Origin of the sequence: Flavobacterium sp. (assembly GCF_040402955.1) — a bacterium.
In the GTDB taxonomy this organism is placed as follows: domain Bacteria; phylum Bacteroidota; class Bacteroidia; order Flavobacteriales; family Flavobacteriaceae; genus Flavobacterium.
This window is the reverse complement of sequence record NZ_JBBALQ010000009.1, coordinates 1-5534: the sequence shown is the minus strand read 5'-3', so window position 1 is coordinate 5534 and position 5534 is coordinate 1. Positions and strand designations below refer to the sequence as shown.

Genomic DNA, 5534 nt, shown 5'->3' with positions numbered 1-5534 from the left:
GAACATGTAGCTGCATTTGTGGCTGTTATCGTATAAGGTGTTCCGCAAGTAAATCCTGATATCACTCCAGTTGCACTAACGGTTAATCCTGTTGGTGTAGAAGTATAAGTTAAAGTTGCTGAATAATTAGAAACTGTTGCCGTTCCATTTACCAAACATGTTGCAGCTGTTGTAGTTACTGTTGGAACCGTTGGCGCTGCTAACAGACATTGCACCGTAAAACTTGTCGAGGTTGCTGAACAAGTAGCCGCATTAGTGGCTGTTATCGTATAAGCGGTTCCGCAAGTGAATCCTGATATAACTCCTGTTGCACTAACGGTTAATCCTACTGGTGTTGAAGTGTAGTTTAAGGCTGCTAAATAATTTGATACTGAAGCCGTTCCATTTGCCAAACAAGTAGCTACTGTTGTAGTTACTGTTGGAACTAATACCGCTGCTAACTGACATTGTACCGTAAAACTTGTCGAAGTTGCAGAACAAGTAGCCGCATTTGTGGCTGTTATCGTATAAGCCGTTCCGCAAGTAAATCCTGATATCACTCCTGTTGCACTAACGGTTAATCCTACTGGTGTTGAAGTATAAGTTAATCCTGCTAAATAATTTGAAACTGTCGCGGTTCCATTTGCCAAACAAGTAGCTACTGTTGTAGTTACTGTTGGAACTAATACCGCTGCTAACTGACATTGTACCGTAAAACTTGTCGAAGTTGCAGAACAAGTAGCCGCATTTGTGGCTGTTATCGTATAAGCTGTTCCGCAAGTAAAGCCTGAGATAACTCCTGTGGCACTAATTGATAATCCTGTTGGTGTAGAAGTATAAGTTAATCCTGCTAAATAATTTGAAACTGTCGCGGTTCCATTTGCTGAACACGTTGCAACTGCTGTAGTTACTGTTGGAACTAATGGCGCTGCTAACTGACATTGCACCGTAAAACTTGCCGAGGTTGCCGAACATGTTGCCGCATTAGTTGCAGTTATCGTATAAGCCGTTCCGCAAGTAAAGCCTGAGATAACTCCTGTGGCACTAATTGATAATCCTGTTGGTGTAGAAGTATAAGTTAATCCTGCTAAATAATTTGAAACTGTCGCGGTTCCATCTGCCAAACATGTTGCAGCTGTTGTAGTTATTGTTGGAACTAATGGAGCTGAGTTTATGACAACTTTAATTTCTTGAAAAGGGCGACAAGTCACTCCTGTAGGAGTTGGATTAGCAATTGCATAAACATAATAAGTATTTGCGGTATTTGGTAACGAACCAGGCATGCCTAAAACTCCTGGGTCAAAACTAGCTGTTCCAGTACTAGGAGTTGCATTTCCTAATAAGGTTCCTCCAGTGTACATAGCAGACCCTGTTTGTGCAGTAGTAAAATATACAAATGAAATAGCATTAGCTCCTGTAAAAGTAGTATTCACAGATAATGCTGTTGGGTTGCCACCTAAACATAAAGTTTGATTAGCAGATGGCGTTAATATAGTAGGACAAGCATTTGCATTACAAGTGAATGATGCAGAGCCAAAACAAGTACCAGAACCTCCAACAGGAGTTAAAGTAATTACCACAGCATCATTTGGATTTAATCCAGAAATAGTGAATGGACTAGTTATAGTGCCATCATTTACAGATGCACCACCATTGATAGTATGAGTAGCGGTATAACTTGTAGCGCCCACAACTGCTGGCCAAGTAAATTGAACCGAGTTTATTGTGGAGGTACCACATGAAATTGTTGGTGTTACTATAGGATTTATGGTTACATCAACTTTAACTCTTGCACTTTCGCAACCCCCTGTTGTTTGTGTAACCCAATAAGAAGTCGATGCTGTTAATGTTGGTGTTGTAAATGGATTTCCAGTAAACAATAGAGTGCCTCCTGTAGCTGTACTGTACCATTTTACTGTGGCACCTGTAGTAATCGCACCTGCTGTTAAAGTAGCAGTTGTTCCAGAACAAACACTAACATTTGTTGTCGTTGGGGCGCTTGGCCCTGTTACCGTAACCGTTTTAGTTCTTGTAAGTGTACAATTATTTGGTGCTGCTAAACCATTATTCCAAGTATAAGTTATGGTATGTGTTCCTGCTCCTGCAAGTGAAGGATTAAAAAATCCAATTCCACGGTCATTAGTGAAATTATTTACTCCAGTAGGGTCATAACCATTGGTTAAACCTGGACCAGAATAAGCAGCTGATCCTTGAGGAATTAATGTTATTGAAGCTGCTGATTCTGCTCCACCAGTAATTGTCCAGGTTCCTGATGCAACTGTAAGTCCGGAAATAACATCAACAATAGAATAGGAATAAGTTCCTGAAGCTGTATTAGTTTTGTCTAATTTATAATATTGTCCTGGAGCAGGTCGTAAAAAATAATTTTGAACCACTTGACCAGGAGTAACTGACAATGCTTCTGCTAACACATTTGTCCCTGCATCGTATCGATTTAAAACTAAATTATTTAATGTTCCTGTTATGGCTGTAATGGTAATATTGTAATTTTGAAAAGGCAAACCACTATTATAAACAGTTGGGTCTGTAGTAGGTCCAAGATAAACACCTGGGTCAGTACAAGAAAACGTTGTTCCTGTGTGAATTATAGATGAAGTATCATCGTCATATAATTGTATTTGATAATCTTGACAAGGTACTGTTGTAGGTACTACATTATAATATCCAAGTCCTTGCAAATCTACAGGGTTGCAAATTGATAAATTGGTAACACTAAGTGTGAAGCATAATACATAATTACCTGCTGCTAAATTATCCCATTCTGGATTAAAACCACTACCAACATTAGCAGCATTTGGTCTATTGGGAATTATAGGTGATGCATTACAATTAGTTGCTGGTCTCAATTGATAGGTAATAATCTGTTCTGATACATTTGCGCAACCTGAACTAGCTTCAAATTTTTGTTTAAAACCAAGTACTGTTGAATTATTAACTACTGTAACTGGTACACAAACGGTTACAGATTGACCGGGGGTGAGGGGGGTTAAACCTAAAACATCACCAGCAGAATTTATAGCTGTTGTTATTCCTGTTTGACCAAGCACAGCTGTAGTTGTGATAATTGATGCTGGTGTACAGGTAGCTGTAGCACAAGTTGTACAACCAAGAGCAGTTGTTGGTTGGTAATATGATACACACTGATCTTGTATTTCGCATCCACTTGCAACTACAGTAGTTACTACCATGATATATGTAGCTCCAGCTGTTAAACCGGTCCATTCAGGATTGTAGAATGTAGAGCCATTTGATCCATTAACTGGTGATAGAGCACTAGTAGAACTATTACAATTTGTAGAATTAAGATATAAAACTGCTGTTCTTGTTGTAGAACACGTGTTAGGAGTATTATCATTAGAAACAATAGCCCCAATATTTCCAGTAGCAGAAGCTACAACTGTATAATAAGACAAGTATATATTTGATCCAATAATATTTGGAGAAATAGTTTGGCAATTTGAAGTATGTACTGCTCCTGTTGCATTAGTATAATTACTATATGGCCCAGCTATTGGGCATGTTGCCGACGCACATGACCCACAAGGAGCCGCTGTAATTGCTAAAGTTGTTGTTGCTATACCACAAGTGGTAGGAACTGAAATAGTATAAAAGCCTGGTGTACTTGAGCTTGGCGTTACCGAACCAGTAGTTCCATTGATGGTTAAACCTCCGGGCGTAACAGTGTAATTACCTGTAACGGGGCCATTTGTGACAGTTATATTTTGAGCTATAGTTGTTGTGTTTAAGACAGTCGTTGAAGGATAAGCAATGGTTGTTGCTAAGCCACTATTTACATTAATAGTAATGTCTTTTATACAAAACGAAGTTCCGTCAGATATTGTTGCTCTATAATTAGTAGTTACAGATGGTGATATTGTCGTAGTTAGTGTTGCGCTAGATGTTGTATTAGCTATAACAGTATTAGTAGATAAATCTGTAATTGTTAATGTAACCATTTTATTTCTAATGATTTTGACATCATCAATACCCCAACTATCTTGACTTCCAGTTGTAGATTGATGTTGATACCATCTAAATCTTGTATTTGTGGTTTGCGCTGCAGCAGGAATTGGAATTGTTGTTCTGTTCCAATTATATATATAAGTCCCTGCTCCTATGTTTGCTGATGCATTAATATTACTCTCTACACTTGGAAACATTAATTTCATGTTGATCCAAGAAGCGCCATTGTTTGTAGAATATTGAACATAAATTCCTTCTTTATCATCATTGGCTTCACAACCATTACCCCCATCATCATCAGATGCAGCTCTAAAATCAAAACTTACAACACCGCCATTACTTACATCGAAATTATTTGATTCTAGTACTCTTGGAGCGGTAACATTTTGCATCCACGCATAGGTTAAACCGTCAGGTTTCATGGTATTATAACCATTATTTGGTTGACATGAAAGTACATTTACAAAAGCAACACCTCCCGGGGTTGCATTCCAGCCGGTACCTATTACACCAGAATTAAAAGTATTATCTAATGCATTAGCCCCTATCGTTCCGGTTGCAGTTAAAACAACGCTTTGTGATGGACAAATAGTAGTTTTGTTAGCATTTAAATCTATTGTACAACCTGCAATGGAATTATTAAAAACAGAAATTAATCCAATCCATCCTGTGGATTGTGAAGCCCCACTATTTGTAAACCTAAATGTTAAGGCCCCTGAAACATTATTTGCGCAAAATATTCCTGGTTTTAATTCAGCTTGAACTACACCTCCTAATGCTGGTTGTCCTGTATTATATGGGCTCCCTGAAGCATTGTATGCAGTTCCATAGTTTCCTTTCAATGTTCCAATATTCGTTGAAGTTACTGTTGTACCATCATAAATATCTAGAGATTCATAAGAATTAAATGTTGTGAAATCTACACATACACTTTTTCCAGAAGGCGGCAATAAAGTAATAGTATAACTCGTGTTTCCATCATTTCCAGCAGCTCCACCTGCGTCATAAAAAGTATCTCCGCCAGAAACATTTACCATGCCACCTTGACTTATTAAGATATTTTGAGACATTAATCCATTAGTAAATAATGTAAAAAATAATAGAAACTTAAAAATATTCATATTTGGGTAGTTTTGGAAAGATTAACTTTGAATTAATTATTAATATTATAAAAACAAACATCAATAATTATGTTTTATTATAATTCAAAAATAGCAATTTAACATTTTCGTTTTTTTGAAAAAAATCTATTTTTTTTGAATTCAGAATCATATATATAACTATAAAATTCCCTATATATATAAGAAAATTGTTAAATAAATTATTATTTCAGAAATAATAAATGATAAAAATCAATTCTACTAAATTTTAAATTTTAAACTATAGTTAACGCAATTTTAAAATTATTTTTTTAATCATAATTTATTGATTATTAAATAAAAAAAGCACCAAACAAAAAAATTGCCCAGTGCTTAATCAACTAAAAACTACAAAATTAACTTACTTATTAATAAAAAATTCACTTCTTCTGTTTTGTGCGTGCTCTTCTTCTGTGCATGTTGTGCATGGCG

Annotated in this window: 1 protein-coding gene; it reads right to left on the bottom strand. The window is 36.4% G+C overall.

What is annotated here, in order from left to right; genetic code table 11:
• On the bottom strand, window positions 1–5084 hold a 5084-nt coding region (locus ABWP78_RS05895), incomplete at its 3' end, for an Ig-like domain-containing protein (protein WP_502905464.1).
• Window positions 5085–5534: the final 450 nt, after the last annotated feature.